Consider the following 18,690-nt stretch of genomic DNA (forward strand, 5'->3'; position numbering starts at 1 on the left):
AGGTTCGTGCAGACGTGTCAGGACGAGGCGGGCACGTGGTCCTCGCGGACGACGACCACTCCTCCGGGCGGCACCACGGCCCGGCCGCCGGTGAGTTCGGCCCCGGCGAGGGCCTTGCCGGCGACGGGCACGGCGGCGGTCTCCTCCGTGTGATTGATCAGGAACAGGTAGGTGTGCCGCCGCCCCACCCGGCGTACCGCCTCCAGTCCGGGCGGTCCCTCGACGACGGGGGTGATCCGCGCCTGCCGGCACACCGTGGCCAGCAGCTCGCGCAGGGCCGGTACGGGCAGCCGGCCGGCCGCGTACCAGGCGGCGCCGCTGCCGAACTCGTGCCGGGTGACCGCCGGGCCGCCGCGGGCGGGGCCGCCTTCGGCCGTGTCCGCATAGCGCAACACCGTGGTGCAGCCCCGGGGTTCGACGCGTTCCGTCCACTGCTCGACGTCCGTTCCGTCGGCGAGCCGGGCGTGCTCGCCCGTCCGCAGCGGCAGGAACTCGTCCACGACGAGTCCGAGCACGTCCCGCAGGGCCCCCGGATGACCGCCGGGTCGCACCCGGTCGGAGTCGTCGACGAGCCCGCTGAAGCAGCCGACCGCGAGGTGGCCGCCCCGGTGCACGTACTGGGTGAGGTTGTCGGCGTCGTCGTCGGACAGCAGGTACAGATTGGGGGCGACGACCGCCCGGTACGGGGTCAGGTCGGCGCCGGGGGGCAGGAGGTCGCAGGTGATGTTCATGGTCCACAGTGCCTCGTACCAGTCGCGGACCACGTCAAGGTAGCGGAACTGTTCGGACGGCCGGGCCTGCAGCTCCAGGGCCCACCAGTTGTGCCAGTCGAACAGCACGGCCACAGTGCCGTGCACCCGGGTGCCGGTGACCTCCCGCAGCGAGGCCAGCTCCGCGCCCAGCGCGCTGACCTCCTTCCATGTACGGCCGTCCGTCCCGCCGTGCGGCAGCATCGCGGAGTGCCACTTCTCGGCGCCGGCGCGGGACTGCCGCCACTGGAAGAACATCAGCCCGTCCGCGCCGCGGGCGAGATGGGTCAGGCTGTTGCGGCGGGTCTCCCCGGGCCGCTTGGCCACGTTGACGGGCTGCCAGTTGACCGCGGAGGTCGAGTGCTCCATGAGCACCCAGGGGCGGCCTCCCGCCATGCCGCGGGCGAGGTCCGCGTTGAGCGCCAGGTCGATGTGGCCGTCGGGGTCGGCGGCCGGCAGGTAGTGGTCGGCGGAGACCAGGTCGCATGCGGCCGCGAAGGCGTAGCCGTCGACCTTCTTCTCCAGGGTGCCCATGACGTTGGTGGTGATCGGCACGTCGGGAGTGATCCGGCGCAGCAGGGCCGTTTCGGTGATGTGCCGGGTGAGCAGCGCGTCGGAGGAGAAGCGGCGGTAGTCGAGTTCCTGACCTGGGTTGCGGAAGGCGGTGGTGTCCCGGGGCGGGTCGATCTCGTCCCAGTCGCCGTAGCGCTGGCTCCAGAAGTCGGTGCCCCAGGCGTCGTTGAGGGCGTCCAGGGTCTTGTACCGCTCCTGCAGCCAGGTCCGGAAGGCGGCCGCGCTGGTGTCGCAGTAGCACAGGGCGTTGTGGTTGCCCCACTCGTTGTGGACGTGCCACAGGGCGAGGGCGGGATGGTCGCCGTAGCGGGTCGCCAGCTCGGTGACGAGGGCGTCCGCCGCCTCGGCGTAGGCGGTGCTGCTGGGGCAGAAGACCTGCCTGCTGCCGTGGGCGAGGCGGGTGCCGGCCGCGGTGACGGGCCGGGTGTCGGGGTGCCGCCGGGTGAACCACGGTGGTGGCGCGGCGGTCGGGGTGGCGAGGTCGACGGCGATGCCGTGGGCGTGCAGCAGGTCCAGGACCTCGTCGTGCAGGCTCCAGTCGTAGATGCCGGGGCGGGGCTGGATACGGGACCAGGAGAAGACACCGACGGTGACGAGGTTGACACCCGCCTCGCGCATCAGGCGCACGTCCTCGCGCCAGACCTCGCGCGGCCACTGCTCCGGGTTGTAGTCGCCGCCGTAGGCGATGCCACCGAGGCGGCGGTTCACTTCGGCGAGGGGGTGGTTCACGATTTCACGGCTCCAGCGGCGAGTCCGGCGCGCCAGTAGCGCTGCAGGAGGAGGAAGGTGAGCACGATCGGCACGACCGAGACCAGGGCGCCGACGATGGTGAGGGTCTGCAGTTCGGGCAGGCGGCTGGTCTGCGACTGCCAGGTGAACAGGCCGAGGGTGACGGGGTAGAGCCTCTCGTCCTGCAGCATGATCAGAGGCAGCAGGAAGTTGTTCCAGATGACGACGAACTGGAACAGGAAGATGGTCACCAGCGCCGGGGACATCAGGCGCAGCGCGATGGTGCGAAAGATGCGGAACTCGCTCGCGCCGTCCATGCGGGCGGCCTCCATCACCTCGTCGGGGACGGACGCGGCGGCGAAGATCCGCGAGAGGTACACGCCGAACGGGCTGACGACGCTGGGCAGGAACACCGACCAGAAGGTGTCGGTGGCGTCGAGTTCGGCGAACATCAGGAACAGCGGCAGGGCGAGCGCCGTGGCGGGTACGAGGACACCGCCGAGGACGACGGAGAAGACCGCCTCACGTCCGCGGAATGCGTACTTGGCGAGCGCGTACCCGGCCGCCGCGGCCAGCAGGGTGGCCACAGCCGCTCCCGCGCCCGCGTACAGCAGGCTGTTGAGCAGCCAGCGGGCGTAGACGCCGTCCTGCTGGGCGAAGAGCGCGGACAGGTTGTCGCCCAACTGCCAGTCGGCGGTGAGGAATCCTGGGGTGGTGACCAGATCGCTCTGGCTCTTGGTCGACGACACGAGCAGCCAGTAGACCGGCAGCAGCATGTAACAGGCGACAGCGATCATGAACGTGACGGTGACGACGGAGGACACGCGGGTGCGTGGCCGCCGCCGGCCCGGGGTGGCCAATGGGGCGTGGGCGCCCTCGGTGCGGGTGAGGAAGCTCATCCCTGCCTCCTGGAGGTGAAGCGCAGGAACGCGAACGACAGGACGAACGTGACGAGCGCGAGAACGACGGACAGGGCGGCGGCCTCGCTGTAGCTGTCGCCCGAGGCAAGCGAGTACGCGGCGATGTTCGGGGTGTATGTGCTCGTCACACTCGTGGAGATGGACCGGAAGACCTGCGGCTCGGTGAACAGCTGGAAGGTGCCGATGATGGAGAAGACGCCGGTGAGGATCAGGGCCGGACGGATGATCGGGATCTTGATACGCAGGGCGATGGTCCAGCCACTTGCCCCGTCGACGCGGGCCGCCTCGGCGATGTCCGAGGGCACGGCCTGCAGGGCGGCGTAGATGATCAGCATGTTGTAGCCGGTGTACGTCCAGGTGACGACGTTGGCGATGGACCACAGGATCGCGTCCGGGCCGAGCAGGTCGACGTGCACGCCGGCCGACCTCAGCAGGTCCACCACGGGCGACAGCCGCGGGTCGTACAGGAAGGCCCACATCAGGGCGGCGACGACGCCGGGTATGCCGTACGGCACGAAGTAGACCAGCCGGAAGAACCGCTTGGCGCGCGCGACCGCGGAGTCCAGCAGCAGCGCGAGGACCAGGGCCAGCAGCAGCATCACGGGAATCTGCACGAGGGCGAAGCCGAGGACGCGCAGCAGGCTTTCGGCGAAGTAGTCCTCCCGCAGCACCCTGCCGTACTGCTCGAACCCGGCGAAGACCGTCTGGGTGCGGCCGAAGGTGCCGCCGGTGCGTTCGGTTTTGTGCAGGCTCTGCCAGAAGGCGTAGCCGACCGGGGCGAGGGTGAACAGGCCGAAGGGGATGAGGAAGGGGGCGAGGAAGGCGTAGGGGGCGAGGGTCCGGCGCCGTCGGCGGCGCGCCGGGGCCGGGGCGTCGGTGGCCGGGGCGGGTGCGTTGGTGGTTGTCACGTGCAGCCTTCGATGTGCTGTTCCCCGCCGCCCGGAGGCGGCGGGGAGACCAGGGAGGGACCGGTCACTCGGCCACGTCGAGCGACTGCTTGCGCAGGGACTCGGCGCTCTGCGCGCCGGTGTCCGCGAGCACGTCGCCGAGGGTGCTCTTGCCGGCGATGGCGTTCGCCGTGCCGTCGCTGAGGAAGCGGTAGGTGTCCGTCATGGTCGGCCCCCAGGTGAAGTCGGTGTCCACGTTGGCGGAGGCCTGGGCGAAGACGTCGAAGATCTTCTGCTTGCCGTAGAAGTCGACCGGCTGCTCGAGGGCGGGCAGCTGCAGTCCCGCCCTGGCCGCGGGGTAGAGGCCGCCCTCGCGGTTGAGGATCTCCAGTGCCTCGGGGTCGGTGTTCAGCCACAGCGCGAACTTGGCGGCCTCGGCGGGGTGCTCGGTCCCGGCCATCACCGTGGTGGTGGAGCCGCCCCAGTTGCCCGCCTGCTGCTGCCCCTCTTCCCACTGCGGCATGGGGGCGACCGCCCACTTGCCGTCGGTGGACTTGGCGTTGTCCCGGATGGTGCTGTAGCCCCAGGCAGCGCTGATCCAGGTGACCACCTCGCCGGAGTTCCACGCCTTGTACAGCGCCGGCGAGAAGCCCTGCAGGTCGGTGGCGACGAGCTTGTCGTCGATCAGCTTCTGCCAGTAGTCGGCGACCTGCCGGCTTCCGGGCCGGTCGACGGTGACCTTCCAGGTGTCGCCGTCACGTTCGAACATGGTGGCCTTGTTCTGCCACAGCAGGCCGGTGAACCAGTTGGGGTCCGTCTGGGAGAAGTGGGTGATGAACTTGCCCTCCTTCTTGATCGTGCGGGCCTGCTCCGCGTACTCGTCCCAGGTGGTCGGGGCCTTGAGGCCGAGCTTGTCGTAGATGTCCTTGCGGTAGAACAGGGCCATGGGGCCGGTGTCCTGGGGAACGGCCCAGACACCGTCCTTGCCGTCGGCGCCGAACTCCACCTGGGACCAGGTCCAGTCGACGAACTCACCGCCCGCATCCTTGACGCCGGGGCAGGAGGAGATGTCGGTGAGACCCTCCTTCAGCCGGAAGCTCGCCAGGGAGTCGTACTCGACCTGGCCTAGGTCCGGGGCCGTGCCGGCCTTCAGGGCGTTGGACATGTTCTGGTAGGTGCCGGCGTTGCCCGAGGGGGTCGTCTTCAGCTTGACCTGGATGCCGGGATTCTCCCCGTTCCACACGTCGACGGCCTTCTGCATGCCTGGGACCCAGGACCAGTACTCCAGCGTGACGTTGCCCGAGGCCGGCTTGCAGGAAGCCTCGTCACCGCCGTCGGCCTTGGCGCCACCGTCGCCGCCGCCGCAGGCGGTCAGCGCCGTGAGGGCCAGTACGGTTCCGCCGATCACGCAGCGTCTTGCCAGGGATGTGCGATCACGCATGGTCATGGGTTGCTCCTTGCACCGAGGTCCGCTCCGCCGAGGCAGTGGGCACACGAGACCTCAAGACCTCACAGAAGTCAACATCTAATGACGAACTCATGAGCAATGAGGCTTCTTTGTTACCTGCCATGAATGCGACTCTGCGCGAGCAAAGCCTTGCTGGCCTGCAGCTTTCTGAAACCACGCGCGAAGTGTGTGCGACCCCCTCGTGTTGCGGAATCGATTACGCTACGGTGCTCGAACACGCCGGGAGGAGAATGATCACGCGCACCGAGGGCGGGGCGCCACGCAGGGCTGGACACCACACCGGGGGCCGGTAGGGAGCCCGGGCCCAGCAGTGACTCCTGCCCGTAGCCTGCCCCCCTCGGCCCCGTCACCACGACGAGTCAAGGGCGTGGCGACCTGTGACGAACCTGCTTGACGCCCCGTCACATGAGTGACATGGCGTCACCTCATGCGCTGTTCAGGGCGCCACTGCCCCGTGACTTTGGGCAGGCAGCGACGCCGCCTTCGGCCCATCAGCTCGCGCCGTTCGCCTGCTCAGCCCCCTCTCACCCGGACCAGAAGGAAAGTCACCGCCATGCCGGCCGCACGTCTCCAACTGGGCAGCTTCCGCTGGGCGGCCGGAAGGACGATCGCCTGGCTGCACGGCTTCCACCGTCCACGGAGACGCTGGGAGCGACGCGTTGACATCCGCGAGGCATTCCTCGGACTCGACACCTGCCTGATGACCCACCACCACGTCCAACGCCCTTGCAAGGACCTCTCACACAAATTTTAGGTCGATCGACCTAAAATTCTGTCCATGGCTGATCAACCGATCACCGACCGGCTCCGGCACGACCCGGCCGGCCCCGTACTGATCACCGGCGGCTATGGCACCGTGGGTGCCGAGATCGCCCGGCTGGTCGCCCCCACGGCCCCCGTTCTGCTCACCGGCCGCTCCCCGGACCGCGGCCGGGCGCTCGCCGACGAGCTCGACGGGGAGGTGCGCGCCTGGGACCTCGCCGACCCCGCGCCGTTCACCGCCGCCGTCCGTGCCGTCATCAGCTCGGTCAACGACCCCGACGACCGGGTGCTGCGCGCCGCCGCTTCGGCCGGCGTCCCGTACGTGGACATCACCCGGTGGACCGCCCGGCTGCAGCGCGCCGTCACCGTGGCCGCGCTGCTACGCCCCACCGCCCCCGTGCTGCTCTCCTCCGCCTGGATGGGCGGCGTCAGCAGCATCGCCGCGGCCGCCCTGGCCGAGGAACTCGGCGGCGCCGAGCGGGTCGAGACCGCCGTCCGCTGGGACATGGCCGACCGGTCCGGTGCGGACTCGGTGGAGTTCATGGACCGCCTCGGCGTGCGCTTCGAGGTGATCGAGGACGGCCGTCGCCGCCTGGCCGACCCGCTCACCGATGCCCGTACGGTCCGGATCGGCGCGGGCTCGGTGCGGGTCGCCCGGATCGACACCCCTGAGCAGTTCACCCTGCCGCTGACCCTGGGCACGGCCACCGCCGCCACCCGGATCGGCTTCAGCTCGGCCGGCGCCACCCGCGCCCTCCTGGCCCTCGGCGGCGCCGGATTCTTCCGCTGGGCCGGCGGAGAACGCTGGACGCCGGTACGCCGCGCCCTGCTGCACGCCCCGGGCGAGGGCGGCACCGCCGGGTTCCGGGTGGACGTCACCCACCGCGGCATCACCCGTACGGCCACCCTCATGGACCCGTACGGCCAGTGCCACCTCACCGCACTCGGGGCGGTCCTCGGCCTGCGCCGCGTACTCGGCCTCGACGGATCACCCGCTCCGGAGGGCCTGGTCTTCCCGGAGCAGCACCCGCGACCGGCCCACGCCCTCGCCGCCCTGACGGAGTACGGCGTCCGCGTGGACGTCGACCGCACCTCGGCCCCGGCCGCCGCATGAGCGCCGCCACCTCCAAGGGCCACCAGCGGCGCACGGCCCTGCTGGACGCGGCCCGGCGGATCCTGCTCACCTCGGGCGGCGCGGAGCTGACCATGCGGTCGGTCGCGGACGCGGCCGGGGTGCGCCTCGGCCATCTCCAGTACTACTTCCCGTCCCGCTCCGACCTGCTGGCCGCTCTGCTCGAACGGATCCTGGCCGACTCCCTCGAACGGATCGCGGCCCTCGCACCCACCACCGAGGGCGACGGCGACGGCACCGGCGGCGGATGCTGCCGGGCGGATCCCGGCCCCGCCCTGGAGAGCGTCCTCGCCGACCACGACGACCCCGACCTGGTGCGGCTGTTCACCGAGGTCTGGGCGATGGCGGCACACGACGCCCAGGCCGCCGAGGCCGTCACCTCCTTCTACGCCGCGTACGCCGAACAGCTCGCGGCCTTCATCCGGGAACACGCCCCGCAGACCGGGCCCGAGGACGCCCGGAGCCGTGCCGAGGTGTTCGTGATGCTGATGGAGGGCGCGGCCCTGTTCCGCTCCGGCATCACGGGCCGCCCCGCCGCCCCCACCGAGGCCCTGCTCCGCCAGGTCCTGCTCGGCCTGGTGGCAGGCCCCGACGGCGACTGACCCGCGCGGCCCCGGGGCTGCCGGGCCCCGGGCCGCCGGTGGGGTCAGCGGCGCGGCAGGGGACGGGAGACGGTCGCCGCAGTGCTCGCGGAGATGGACCCAGCACCGCTCGTGCGGGGCAGCCGGGAGCACCTCGGCCAGCGCCTTCCGCAGCCCCATCGCGCCGTCCCCGACGGCCAGTTCGGGGTCACGCACGCCGCGCGGGCTGCAGTCACGCGACAGGTTCGGCCCACGACTCGTCGGTCAGGTCACGGACCTGGAAGGCGGCGTGGTCGTCGCTCCACTGCTTCGTCAGTCGTGTCACGGTCGCCGCGGACGGGCCCGCCGTGCCGCCGGGGAACTGCGCCGGCGCCGGAACGAAGTCCCCGGACGACAGGCCGTGCTGACACAGCAGCGGCAACCCCTCCTAGATCTTCGGGGACTTGCGCCGTGTCGAGCGTATCGAGGGACAGCGGGGATGCTCCGGGGATGCTCCATGGTGCGTGGCGTGCGCGAAGGGGGAAAAGCTGACCGGTTGGCGTTCCGGGGGGTGTCACAGGCGGGGCTCCAGCACCTCCAGGGCACCGGTCTCGGTGTCGTAGCTGCGCAGGACGATGAGCCGGACGGACAGCGGCGGCGTCGGCAGCAGTTCGGGGACCCGTCGGCCGACGAAGGCACCTGCCCGCCGGGTACGGCCGAGGGTGACATGCGGGATCCACCGCCCAGGTTCGTGGAACGGGCTGAGAGTTCCCGGCGGGCTGTCCGAGGTCACCGCCTCCCACACCCGGCGGTGCAGGCCGTCCAGCGCGGAGTCGAGATCCAGCGCCCAGGCCAGCACGGAGGTGGGGCGCTCGAAGCGGACCACGCCGGTGAACCGCACCGGCAGCGGCAGGGCGGCAGCGACCTCGGCGAGCTCCCAGCGGATCGGGGCGGTCAGCTCCGGGCAGGCGGCCAGGGTGAGATGCGGGCTGTTGGCCGGTGAGCGGTGCCGCGCCTGACTGGGCAGCCCCGCGTCAGCGAGTCGCCGCCAGGCCTCGCGAACCGCTAGCTCTGCCGCCTCGTCCAACAGAAGCTCGACCGTGCGCACCGCCGCAGCCTACCTGTAGTCGGCGCGTGCTCCGGGGGATGCGGTGAGGGCGGCGAAGGCCCGGTCGCCGCCGGCCGAGGCGAGGCGCCGGTTCTTGATGTGCCTGGCCAGGGCGGTCTCGCGTCGGCCTTCGGGGGGCCGCGGCGAGCAGGGTGCGGGTGACGGGCGAGGCGAGGCCTTCGCGGAAATGCTTGAAGACGGGGGACGAGGCCGGGGAAGTACTCGCGCAGGTGGGAGCGCGGGCGCTCGCCGGTCTGGACGCGGTCCCCGACGGCTTCCTGGTGGGCTCGGGCCCGGACGGTGATGGCCTGGGCGAGGTGGCTGTCCGCGGGCAGGGGCCGGTGTTCGGCGGGGTCGGTGCGCGGGATGTGGGTCAGGGCCTTGGCGTCGAGACCGCATGTCGTGATGACGGGGGCCATGGCCTGGATGGTGGTGGCCATGGTTTTCCGCCCATGCGACGACCGGCGACGGGGAGTCGGGAGGCGCTCATGACATGCACGGGATGAGTTGTCGGGGGACTCCGGGGTCGCCGCAATGAGCCCCACCGGGACTGGACCGAGGTCCACTCGCGACGCGGACACGACCTGGATCCTGATTCGCCGCGCCGAACCCGCCGACGACAGCGCCGAGGTCATGGTGGCCGGCAGCTGACGAGCCCTACCGGGGGTCGAGTTGCATCGCTTTCGTGGCGGTCGTACCCGTGGCGATGGCGGCCAGGTAGGTGATGCGGAGAGTGCCGGTGGTGTGTTCGCGGTCGACGAGGACGTCCACGCTGTAGACCGACTTGATCAGGTCCGGGGTCAGCACTGCCTCCGGGGCGCCCGCCGCGGCGACCTGGCCGTGGTCGAGGACGACGATGTGGTCGCAGTACCGGGCGGCGAGGTTGAGGTCGTGCAGGGCGACGACGCTGGTGACGTCCAGGGATGAAAGCAGGTCGAGGAGTTCGAGCTGGTGACGGATGTCGAGGTGGTTGGTGGGTTCGTCCAGCAGGATTTCCTGAGGTTCCTGGGCGAGGGCGCGCGCGAGTTGGGCGCGCTGCTTCTCCCCTCCGGAGAGGGTGTGCCAGCTCTGGTGCTGCTTGCCGGTGATGTCGGCCCGTTCCAGCGCCGCGTCGACGATCCGCCGATCGTGCTCGGTCAGCGCGTCGAAGCGGCCGCGGAACGGTGTACGGCCGAGTTCCACGACCTGGCGTACGTTGACATGGTGGTGGGCGGACACGTCCTGTTCGACGACGGCGAGCCGGCGGGCCCGCACCCGGCGGCTGAGGTCGTGCAGGCTGGTGTCGTCGAAGTGGACGGTTCCGCTGTCGGGGCGGCGCAGTCCGGCGAGCAGGCGCAGCAGTGTCGACTTGCCCGAGCCGTTGGGGCCGAGGAGCCCGACGATTCTCCCGTCGTGGACCGCCATGTCGATGTTGTCCAGCAGCCGGTGGCCCTTGACCGACCAGGAGAGTTGGGTGGTGGTGATACGGCCCATCAGGACTCCAGACGCTTCAGGACCAGCGCGAACGCGGGCGCGCCGAGAAGCGCGGTGATGACGCCGGCGGGCAGTTCGTGGGGCGAGAACGCTGTCCGTGCGAACACGTCCACCCAGATGAGGAAGATGGCGCCGACGATCGCGGACAGGGGCAGCAGCAAGCGGTGCGTCGGGCCCGCGAGGATACGGACGGCGTGCGGAATGAGCAGCCCGATGAAGCCGATCGCGCCGGAGGCCGCCACGGCGGCCGCCGTCATGACCGAGGTCAGCACCATCAGCCAGATGCGGGCAGCGGTGACGTTGATCCCCAGCGCTTCGGCGGAGTCCCATCCGAAGGTGAAGGCGTCGAGGGCGGGCGCGAAGAACTGGACGGCGACCACACCGACCAGGATGATCACGACGGCGCCGGTCACCCCCTCCCAGCGGGCGCCTCCGAGGGTGCCGAGCAGCCAGTAGGTGAAGCCCCGGGTGGAGTTCGCGTCCCCGCTGACCATGAGGATCACCGAGGTGACCGCGGCGAAGAACTGGGACACGAGCACGCCGGTCAGCACCACTCGGGAAGGGCTGGCGACGCGTCCGCCGCCGAGCAGGACCAGCAGCAGGGCGAAGGAGAGCAGGCCGCCGACGAAGGCTCCGGTCGACAGGGAGATACTTCCGCCGATACCCAGCAGGAGCACGGCGACCGCGCCGGTGGAGGCGCCGGAGGAGACTCCCAGCAGGTAGGGGTCTGCCAGGGGATTCCTCGTGACCGCCTGCAGGACCGCGCCCGAGACCGCCAGGGCCATGCCGACCGCGCAGGCCAGCAGAACCCGCGGGAAGCGCGACTCCCAGATCAGGGCGTCCAGCAGCCCGGGCAGTGGCGGGGTGGGGGCGATCCCGCCCAGGCCGATGTGCCGGAGGATCGTGGAGACGACATCCAGGGGCTGGATGTTCGCACTGCCGAAGAGCGACGCGGCGACGACCGACACCAACAGCCCGGCCACGGCCAGGAAGAAGAGTGCCGCCGTCGAGGCGCGCCGCGCGCCCACCGGAACCTTTGCACGGCTGGTGACCGGAGTCCCGGCGGGCGCGGCAGTCGTTCGTGAACTCGTGGTCATGGCGGTCGACGGCTCAGCCAAGCTTGTTCAGGCCGTCGACCAGCGCGGGGACCGCGGACGCGCTGCCGTAGCCGGGATCCATGTGGGTGCCGGGGATGGTGACGAACCGGTCGCCCTTCACGGCGGCGAGCTTGCGGGTGAGGGGGTCCTTCTTGAGCAGCTCGATCTTCTCCCTGGCGGTGTCGTTGGGTTCGCCCCGGCTCAGGTCGGCCAGGATGATGACGTCGGGATTCCGGGCGGCGACCTCGTCCCAGCTCACCTCCGCCCACTTGGTCTTCGCGTCTTCGAAGATGTTCTCGACCCCGACGCGCTCGGAGATGTGCTGCGGCAGACCACCTGGGCCCGCGGCCCACGGGGTGCCGTCGTAGGTGGAGTAGAACCACATCACCTTCAGCGGCTTGTCCGGCTTCTCGTAGCCGCTCAGCGCCTTGTCCACCACGGCCTGCTGCTCGGTCGCCAGCTTCTCGCCGGCGTCGGGCACGCCCATGATCCTGCCCAGGCGGCGGTACTCCTCGTACAGCATCTCGAAGTCCGCGTCGGCCACGCTCTCGTGGTACGAGCAGTCGAACTCGGTCAGGTAGGTCGGCACGCCCAGGTCGTGCAGCTCCTTGCGGTCACCGGCCTCCTCCTTGGTGAGGAAGCTCGCGAAAGAGCTGTAGACGAAGTCCGGCTGAGCTTCCAGCAGCTTCTCGTGCTTGATCGTCTCGCCGTCCCCGGACAGGATCGGAATCTTCTCGTACTGCGCGGCGACCGCGTCCGGCGCCTTCTCGATCTCATAGCCCGATCCGACGATCCGGTCCCCCACGCCCAGGTGGATGAGGATCTCGGCGGCGGTCTGGTTCAGTGTGACGACCTTCTTCGGCGCGGCCTTGTAGGTCACGTCGGTACCGCAGTTCTTCAGGGTGAACGGGTAGTTCGTCGCGCCCTTCGCAGCCGTCGTCGCCTTCCCGGCCGCATCGGAGGCCGAGTCGCCGCCGCATCCCGCGACCGCGAGCACCGCCACGGCCGTAAGTATTATGGAAATCATTTTCGTTTTCATCGGCTGCAGAGTACCAGTCTGTTGGTGGTGGCAGAAGGGGCCTGCTCCGTCGGGCGGCCGGCCTGACGGAGCAGGCCAAGAAGCCCTCGTGGGAGGGCAGTTCGACGTTGTGTCGCAGTGATCGGCTCGTCGGCCCGCGGGTTACCGGAGCATCGCGGCCAGCCGGTGGACGACCCGCTCGTCGAACAGGCCGTTGGCGGCCATCCAGTCGTCGTTGAACACGGTGTCCAGGTACTTGTCGCCACCGTCGCAGACCAGCACGACGATGGTGGTCCCGGGCCCCGCGCTCTGCGCCTGTTCCAGTGCCTTGTAGACCACGCCGCCGGCCGAACCGCCGATCAGGATGCCGAAGTTCCTCGCCAGGTAGCGGCAGGTCTCGAAGGCTTCCGAGTCGCTGGCCCTGACCCCCTTGTCGATCACTTCGTAGTCGACGACGCCGCCGATCTCCGACCCTTCGGGCGTACCGGTGCCGGACTGGTGGTACGGCGCGCCCGGCCCGCCGAAGACGACCGACCCGACCGGCTCGACGCCGATGATCTTCAGCTCCGGGATGTGCTCCCGCAGGACGCGGCCGGTGCCGCAGAGAGAGCCGCCGGTGCCGACGGCCCCGTACAGGTAGTCGATGCCGTCGCCGAGGTCGTCATGCAGTTCGCGGGCGAGCGGCCGGTAGCCGTTGGGGTTCCCCTGATTGCGGTGCTGCGCGGTCCAGTACGCGCCCTGCTCGGCCGCGAGTCGCTCGGCCACGGTGTCGCGTTCGGCGGTGGCGAGGCCCTCCTCGTCCCCGGCGACATTGAGTATGTCGGCGCCGTAGGCGAGCATGCCGCGCAGCTTGTCCGTGCTGGAGTGGTTGTCCACCACGGCGGTGAACTTGTATCCGCGTTCGGCGGCGATGAGTGCCAGGCCGAGCCCGGTGTTGCCGGAGGTGGACTCGACCAGCCACCCGCCAGGGGCGAGCAGCCCCGCCGCCTCCGCCTCGTCGACCATGTTCCTGGCCATCCGGATCTTGGCGGTGCCGGTGGGGTTGAACTGCTCCATCTTCAGCAGGACGGTCGCCGAACCGTCCGCGACCGACAGTTCGAGCAGGGGTGTTCGGCCTATCAGGTCGGATACCTTGCTCTTGATCACAGCTTTCCCTTCGCGCAGATCTCCGTCAGACACCCCACGAAGACGTCGTTCTCCTCGGGCGTCGACAGGGAGGCTCGGATGTAGGTCTCGTATCCCGGCTCGCGCCACGCCTTGACGATGATTGCGGCGCGGTGCAGCTCCTGGGCCACTCGGTCGGAGCGGTATCCGGTGTCGATGAACAGGAAGTTGGTCGAGGACGGGACCACACGCAGTCCCGCGCCGCGCAGACGGTCGGTGACCCTGGCGATCTCCAGACCGGTCCGGCGTACCGTTTCCGCAAGGTGCTCGTGGTCGCCCAGCGCGGCGACGGCGGCGTCCTGGGCGGGTTGGTTGACGTTGTACGGAGTACGGACCCGGTCCAGTGCCTGGATCAGCGCGGCGTCGGAGGCCACGCCGTACCCCACCCGGAAGGCCGCCAGGCCGTAGGCCTTGGAGAAGGTGCGCAGCACGATCCACGGCCGGTCCTGGCCGCGCAGGGCCTCCAGCCCGTCGGGGTACTCGGGGTCGGGCCGGGCGAACTCGCCGTACGCCTCGTCGAGCACGAGCAGGGCCGACTGCGGCATGGCGGCCACGACCTGCTCCAGTTCGCCGGCGCTGAGCATCGCGCCGGTGGGGTTGCACGGGTTGGCGAGGAAGACGAGCTTCGGGCCCGCGGCCAGCGCGTCACGCCAGGCGGCCGCGTCGAACCCGAACTCGGCGGTCACCGGGACCTTGACGACCCGGGCGCCCATGACGCGGGGGAAGATCTCGTGCAGGGCGAACCCGGGCGCCTGGGTGACCACCAGGTCACCGGGATCGAGCACTGCCTGGCACAGCAACTCCAGGATGTTCTCCGAACCGTTGCCCAGCACGACGTGCTCGGCGGGCACGTCCAGGCTGGTCCCGATGGCCTCGGCCAGCCGCTTGCCTGTGGGATCGGGGTAGCGGGAGACGCCCCCGGCCAGGGTGCGGCGTACGGCTTCGGCGACCGTGGGAGAGATGCCGTACGGGGTCTCGTTGTTGGAGAGTTTGATCACGCGGCCGCCGCTGAGCGCGGCCACCTCGTCCGGGTCGGCGCCAGGATCGTAGAGCGGCAGGCCCGCCACTTCGCTGCGTATCAAGGACGCCGAAGTGGCTGGTGCGAGGACGGGGTTCATGACGGCTCCGGTTGCGGGACGGGTGCGCCTGACGTCTCCCGGTGGAGCCGGTCGACGCGGCGCAGGAACGCGGCCAGCAGGATGGCGGCGGTGGCCGCGAGGCCGATGGTCTGGCCGATCCAGACGCCCTCGACGCCGAAGTCGGCGCTCACTCCGAGCAGGTAGCCGGCGGGCAGCCCGATCAGCCAGTAGCCGACCAGGGAGATCCGGAAGGGCCCGGCGGTGTCGCCGATGCCGCGCAGGATGCCGTTGCCGATGTTCTGCGTGGCGTCGAAGACCTGCATGAGGGCGGCGATCAGCAGTCCGGTCACGGTGAGCGCGACGATGTCCGCGTTGCCGGCATGCTCGGCCGAGATGAACAGGGACACGATCGGGTTCGGGATCGCCAGGTAGACCACGGCGATCACCAGCGTCGCGATCACTCCCCAGGCCACGCCCAGGAGCCCCGTGCGGCGTGCTGTCCTGTAGTCGCTCACGCCGTCGGCCTCGCTGATGTGGATCGACGCCGCGTGGGACAGGCCGGCGGAGATCATGAAGACGATGTAGACGATCTGGTTCAGCACCGTCTGCGCGGCCAGGGCGTTGACGCCGAGGGAGCCGATGATCAGGGTGAGCACGCTGAAGAACCCGGCCTCCGAGGCATAGGTTCCCGAGATCGGCAGGCCGAGGCGCCAGACGGACCGGACCGCGTCCCCGTTCCAGCGCCGCGCGTCGGGCGAGGTGAGGTACGGGCGCAGAACGCCGTCGCGCAGGATCACCGCGATGAACGCCAGGAAGGACAGCAGGAACACCGTGACGGTGGCGATCGCGACGCCGACGAATCCGAACTCCGGCAGGCCGAACTTGCCGTAGATCAGTGCGTAGTTCAGGCCGATGGTCAGGCCGACCGAGGCCAGTGTGATGGCCAAGAGCGGGCCGGGGCGCTTGAGGCCGGTGGTGAAGTGCCGCAGGTTCTGGAACCACAGGCAGGGCAGCATGCCCGGGGCCAGGACCACCAGGAAGTCACCCGCCTTGTCGACCACCTTCGGGTCCTGGCCCAGCAGGATGAGCAGCGGGCCGATCAGCAGCAGCACCGCGCAGAACACCACACCGCAGACGGTCGCCCAGAAGAAGCCCGCGAACAGCAGTGCGCCGATCCGCTCCCGGTCACCTTGCACCCGCGCCTCGGCCACCAGGTTGCTGACCCCGGTGACCAAGCCGGTCCCGGTGGTACGCAACTGGTTGAACAGCGCGATGGCCAGACCGGCGGCGGCGATCTCGACCGCCCCGAGCCTGCCCAGCATCACGATGTCCACCGTGGTCAGCGCGACATAGGCGAAGTTGGTCAGGATCAGCGGAAACGCGAGCTTCAGCAGCGCCCGCGAGTTCTTGACCCACCAGCCGGCGCCGGCCACTGTCATGTCGGTCGTGTCGGTTGTCCGGGTACTGCTCACCAGAAGTTGACCTTTTCCCCGCGCCCGCTCGCCTGCGCGAGATCGGCTATGTACCGGCCCAGCGCGGCGTCCGTCACCGCCATGCCGCTGTTGTAGGCGAAGACCACGTCGTCCGCAGTGCGCCGGGCGGGTGCCCGGCCGAGCAGGACGTCCGGCAGCTGGGCGTCGACCGACGGCAGGCTGCCGTCCCCGCCCCGCAGGTCGTCGCAGGTGGCGTGCATCTGCGCGGTGTCGGTGGCGATCCGGTAGTCCGCGCCGTGGCACACGTCGGCGTGCACGCCGTACCCGAGGAGTACGGCGACCGAGCCCGGCTTCATCCAGTCGCGCCGGACCTCCTCCGTGGCCGACAGGCCGGCGGCGCCGATCACGATGTCCGCCTCACCGGCGGCCTCCCGGAGATCCTTGACGATCTCGACCTCGCGGCCCTCGACACTGTCCTGGACCGCGCGCAGACCCTCGGGGTAGGTGCCGAACACCTGCAGGCGCTCCAGCTGCGGCAGGGCCGCGACCAGCATCGGCAGGGCCGCCTGCCCCTGGACGCCGGTGCCGACGACCAGGGCGGTCCGTGCGTCGGGGCAGGCAGCGCGGGCGAACAGCGCGGTGGTGGCCGAGGACCGCAAGGGGCCGAGCTTCACCACGTCCATCAGCGCGATGGGCGCCCCGGTGGTGTCGTCGACTAGGAAGATGAACGAGTGGAACCGGTAACTGTCCCGGGTCCGGCGCGGGTCGAACTCGTAGACGGCCTTGAAGCAGACGGTGCCGCTGCCCGCGTCCCTGGCCACCATCGAATAGCTCAGCGAGCGGTGGCCGGGATCGTCGATGATCGTCTTGACCGGGTTGTTCGAGCCGCCTTCGCGCAATGCGCGGTAGGCCTGCTCGACGACCTCGATCACCTGGCGGTGGTCAAGGTCGAGACCTTCCTGCTGGGACTGCGGCAAGAGCCACAACTGGCCGGGCGGGGCGTAGCTCTGTGACATGCGGGGTTTCTCCTTCGTTCGAGGTCGCCTCGGATCGGTTCGAGGTCGCGTCAGATTCCGTCCAGATGCCAGCGCGGCCGGGCACCGCCGTCACCGAGCCGGAGGACGGCTTTCAGGGGCAGCGCGGCGTCATGGAACGGTGATTCGTTGGAGTCCATCTGGTAGCCGGCGGTGTTGAGGTAGGCCAGGTGGTCACCACGCCGTACGGGCCGCGGGAAGCCGATCTTCCGCCAGGTCACCAGGTCGCTCTCCAGGCAGGTCGAGCCCGCGACGCAGGCCGGGAAGGTCTCTTCGACGACGGGCCGGGCGGACAGCAGCAGCGGGTCGGGAAGGTAGTCGCTGTTGAACCACTGCTCGGAGAGACTGAAACTGCTGCCCGCCACGGTGACGATCGCGTACCCGTCCGTGTCCCGCCGGTCATCGACCTGCTGTACGCGCAAGAGGGTGAATCCTGCCTGGTCCAGCAGGGCCCGGCCGGGTTCGACGACGAACCGGATGCCGTGGCTTTCCGCTTTCCGCGACAGGCTCTCGGCACCGTCGACCGGGTGCGCCATGATCGCGCGCACCGCCTGGGCGGCGGGCTGTCCCCCGTACGGATAGAAGTCCTTGAAGCTCTTGGCCGCGTGGTAGTGGGAGGGCTCGTTCTGCTCGATGAACTCGTCCCAGAGTCGCGGCTCGACATAACGGACCGGCAATCCGCCGCCGATGTCGACCAGTTCGGCAGCGGGCGAGCCGCGCCGTCTGGCATCAAGGCAGTGTTCGATCATCTCGTTCGCCGCCCTCGCGCGTTCCTCGGTGGAGTAGCCGTTGAGGTGGAAGGAGAATCCCCTGAGGGCGATGTGGCCGGCGAGTTCCGCGCACAGACCGACGGCTGCCTCGCGCTCGGCGCCGGACATCCCGAAGCGGCTTCCGGGCTGACCGGCCGTGCGGGACCGCAGCAGCACCCGCACCTGCCGCCGTGCGAGCCGCGCGGTCGTGGCAAGCCGACGAAGCTCGCTGACCGAGTCGACGGCGACCAGGCAGTCGTGCTGAAGGGCGAGAGCGTGCAGCGTGTCGTCCTTCTCCGGGCCGGATATCCCGATCCGGTGTCCGGGCACTCCCCCGGCCAGGGCCTTGACCAGTTCGGGGGTGCTGGCGGCGTCGACTCCGACCCCGAGGGCGGCGGCCGACCTGACGTAACAGTCGGCCTTGTTCGCCTTCTTGGCGAACAGGATGTCGGCGGTGGCGCCCGCCTCGGCGAACGCCTGCCGCAGGCCGGTGACGTTCTCCTCGAAGATCTCCGGCAGCACGATGTGCAGCGGTGACCCCAGGCCGTCCAGAAGGTCGGCCAGCAGGGTTTGGTGATCGGCCAGGAGCGTGGAGACCGTGGGATGCCGAAGTGCGGTGAGTGCGAAGGGTCGCGCTCCGGCCGTCGGAGGCCTCAGCGCCTGCTGTGAGATGAGCACACCGTACTTCTATATGAAGATGACACTCATTTTCAACAGCGGGGGGCCGAGCCCGGCACGTCCGCGGGGTGCGGACG

16 protein-coding genes are annotated in these 18,690 nt (G+C 70.1%); 2 read left to right on the forward strand and 14 right to left on the reverse strand.

The window, feature by feature from the left end:
* Positions 1-17: 17 nt before the first annotated feature.
* The 4 genes from ACGF8A_RS28600 to ACGF8A_RS28615 all read right to left on the reverse strand — a co-directional run bounded on the left by ACGF8A_RS28600 (position 18) and on the right by ACGF8A_RS28615 (position 5,305).
* Positions 18-2,051, reverse strand: a complete 2,034-nt coding sequence (locus ACGF8A_RS28600) for a beta-galactosidase (protein ID WP_393113089.1) — start codon at positions 2,049-2,051, stop codon at positions 18-20.
* The gene (locus tag ACGF8A_RS28605; RefSeq protein ID WP_393113090.1) at positions 2,048-2,950 is read right to left on the reverse strand and encodes a carbohydrate ABC transporter permease; all 903 of its coding nucleotides are present in this window, start codon (positions 2,948-2,950) and stop codon (positions 2,048-2,050) included. Before ACGF8A_RS28605 ends, ACGF8A_RS28600 begins: the two co-directional genes overlap by 4 nt.
* Complete coding sequence (locus tag ACGF8A_RS28610; RefSeq protein ID WP_393113091.1) at positions 2,947-3,879, reverse strand: carbohydrate ABC transporter permease; 933 nt, start codon at positions 3,877-3,879, stop codon at positions 2,947-2,949. Before ACGF8A_RS28610 ends, ACGF8A_RS28605 begins: the two co-directional genes overlap by 4 nt.
* A 64-nt stretch (positions 3,880-3,943) precedes the next feature.
* Complete coding sequence (locus ACGF8A_RS28615; protein WP_393113092.1) at positions 3,944-5,305, reverse strand: ABC transporter substrate-binding protein; 1,362 nt, start codon at positions 5,303-5,305, stop codon at positions 3,944-3,946.
* A gap of 799 nt (positions 5,306-6,104) precedes the next feature.
* On the opposite strand from ACGF8A_RS28615, the gene ACGF8A_RS28620 reads away from it, so the two are divergent.
* Positions 6,105-7,202 (forward strand): saccharopine dehydrogenase, encoded by a 1,098-nt coding sequence (locus ACGF8A_RS28620; protein ID WP_393113093.1) that lies wholly within the window; start codon positions 6,105-6,107, stop codon positions 7,200-7,202.
* On the forward strand, positions 7,199-7,822 hold the full coding sequence (locus ACGF8A_RS28625) for a TetR/AcrR family transcriptional regulator (RefSeq protein ID WP_393113094.1): 624 nt from the start codon (positions 7,199-7,201) through the stop codon (positions 7,820-7,822). The genes ACGF8A_RS28620 and ACGF8A_RS28625 overlap by 4 nt, the downstream gene beginning before the upstream one ends.
* Before the next feature lie 211 nt (positions 7,823-8,033).
* Here ACGF8A_RS28625 and ACGF8A_RS28630 read toward each other — a convergent pair whose 3' ends face one another.
* The 10 genes from ACGF8A_RS28630 to ACGF8A_RS28675 all read right to left on the reverse strand — a co-directional run bounded on the left by ACGF8A_RS28630 (position 8,034) and on the right by ACGF8A_RS28675 (position 18,613).
* Positions 8,034-8,222 (reverse strand): hypothetical protein, encoded by a 189-nt coding sequence (locus ACGF8A_RS28630; protein WP_393113095.1) that lies wholly within the window; start codon positions 8,220-8,222, stop codon positions 8,034-8,036.
* 132 nt (positions 8,223-8,354) lie between these two features.
* Entirely contained in the window at positions 8,355-8,888 is a 534-nt protein-coding gene (locus tag ACGF8A_RS28635; RefSeq protein ID WP_393113096.1) for a 2'-5' RNA ligase family protein, read from the reverse strand.
* 657 nt (positions 8,889-9,545) lie between these two features.
* Positions 9,546-10,361 (reverse strand): ABC transporter ATP-binding protein, encoded by an 816-nt coding sequence (locus ACGF8A_RS28640; RefSeq protein WP_393113097.1) that lies wholly within the window; start codon positions 10,359-10,361, stop codon positions 9,546-9,548.
* Positions 10,361-11,389 (reverse strand): FecCD family ABC transporter permease, encoded by a 1,029-nt coding sequence (locus tag ACGF8A_RS28645; protein ID WP_393113098.1) that lies wholly within the window; start codon positions 11,387-11,389, stop codon positions 10,361-10,363. The genes ACGF8A_RS28640 and ACGF8A_RS28645 overlap by 1 nt, the downstream gene beginning before the upstream one ends.
* A gap of 82 nt (positions 11,390-11,471) precedes the next feature.
* Positions 11,472-12,461, reverse strand: coding sequence for an ABC transporter substrate-binding protein (locus ACGF8A_RS28650; protein ID WP_393113099.1), 990 nt, complete (start codon positions 12,459-12,461; stop codon positions 11,472-11,474).
* A gap of 177 nt (positions 12,462-12,638) precedes the next feature.
* Positions 12,639-13,622: a PLP-dependent cysteine synthase family protein gene (locus ACGF8A_RS28655; protein WP_393113100.1), complete on the reverse strand. Its 984-nt coding sequence runs from the start codon at positions 13,620-13,622 to the stop codon at positions 12,639-12,641.
* Entirely contained in the window at positions 13,619-14,758 is a 1,140-nt protein-coding gene (hisC, locus tag ACGF8A_RS28660) for a histidinol-phosphate transaminase (RefSeq protein ID WP_393113101.1), read from the reverse strand. The genes ACGF8A_RS28655 and hisC overlap by 4 nt, the downstream gene beginning before the upstream one ends.
* Positions 14,755-16,158, reverse strand: coding sequence for an MATE family efflux transporter (locus ACGF8A_RS28665; protein ID WP_393113102.1), 1,404 nt, complete (start codon positions 16,156-16,158; stop codon positions 14,755-14,757). The genes hisC and ACGF8A_RS28665 overlap by 4 nt, the downstream gene beginning before the upstream one ends.
* 29 nt (positions 16,159-16,187) lie before the next feature.
* Positions 16,188-17,168, reverse strand: a complete 981-nt coding sequence (locus ACGF8A_RS28670; protein WP_393113103.1) for an ornithine cyclodeaminase — start codon at positions 17,166-17,168, stop codon at positions 16,188-16,190.
* Between the two features lie 50 nt (positions 17,169-17,218).
* Positions 17,219-18,613 carry an alanine racemase gene (locus ACGF8A_RS28675; RefSeq protein ID WP_393113104.1) on the reverse strand — a complete coding sequence of 465 codons (1,395 nt, stop codon included), beginning with the start codon at positions 18,611-18,613 and terminating at the stop codon, positions 17,219-17,221.
* Positions 18,614-18,690: the final 77 nt, after the last annotated feature.

Source organism: Streptomyces sp. NPDC047706, from assembly GCF_043204795.1.
Lineage (GTDB): Bacteria > Actinomycetota > Actinomycetes > Streptomycetales > Streptomycetaceae > Streptomyces.

Bases quoted from the DNA above. Each gene is read 5' to 3' on its own strand.
- ACGF8A_RS28605 (WP_393113090.1), bottom strand. From the start codon at position 2,950: ATGAGCTTCCTCACCCGCACCGAGGGCGCCCACGCCCCATTGGCCACC.
- ACGF8A_RS28615 (WP_393113092.1), bottom strand. From the start codon at position 5,305: ATGACCATGCGTGATCGCACATCCCTGGCAAGACGCTGCGTGATCGGC.
- ACGF8A_RS28620 (WP_393113093.1), top strand. From the start codon at position 6,105: ATGGCTGATCAACCGATCACCGACCGGCTCCGGCACGACCCGGCCGGC.
- ACGF8A_RS28625 (WP_393113094.1), top strand. From the start codon at position 7,199: ATGAGCGCCGCCACCTCCAAGGGCCACCAGCGGCGCACGGCCCTGCTG.
- ACGF8A_RS28640 (WP_393113097.1), bottom strand. From the start codon at position 10,361: ATGGGCCGTATCACCACCACCCAACTCTCCTGGTCGGTCAAGGGCCAC.
- hisC (WP_393113101.1), bottom strand. From the start codon at position 14,758: ATGAACCCCGTCCTCGCACCAGCCACTTCGGCGTCCTTGATACGCAGC.
- ACGF8A_RS28665 (WP_393113102.1), bottom strand. From the start codon at position 16,158: ATGACAGTGGCCGGCGCCGGCTGGTGGGTCAAGAACTCGCGGGCGCTG.
- ACGF8A_RS28670 (WP_393113103.1), bottom strand. From the start codon at position 17,168: ATGTCACAGAGCTACGCCCCGCCCGGCCAGTTGTGGCTCTTGCCGCAG.